The sequence below is a fragment of the Microbacterium sp. ER1 genome (assembly GCF_023383675.1).
Lineage (GTDB): Bacteria > Actinomycetota > Actinomycetes > Actinomycetales > Microbacteriaceae > Microbacterium.
Genome location: NZ_QCXO01000079.1, coordinates 1 through 247, shown reverse-complemented (window position 1 = coordinate 247; position 247 = coordinate 1). Strand labels below are relative to the sequence as shown.

1 protein-coding gene is annotated in these 247 nt (G+C 66.8%); it reads left to right on the top strand.

Features of this window, described 5'->3' with window-relative positions; all coding sequences use genetic code 11:
* Window positions 1-247 (top strand): 2-amino-4-hydroxy-6-hydroxymethyldihydropteridine diphosphokinase (gene folK, locus BV453_RS01840; RefSeq protein ID WP_249520737.1); only part of this gene is annotated, 247 nt, incomplete at both ends.

The following is a 247-nucleotide window of genomic DNA, read 5'->3' as shown; positions in this document are numbered from 1 at the left end:
CCGGGTACCTCAACCTCGTGGTGAGTCTGCTCTGGTCGGGCGAGCCGCATGCCCTCCTCGAAGCCGTCAACGGAATCGAAAACGACCACGGCCGCACCCGGAAGGAACGCTGGGGCGATCGCACCCTGGACATCGACCTGATCCGCCTGGGTGATCTTCGGCAGGACGACAAGAGGCTCACCCTCCCGCACCCGCGCGCCGCCGAACGTGACTTCGTGCTGGCACCCTGGCTCGACATCGACCCCGA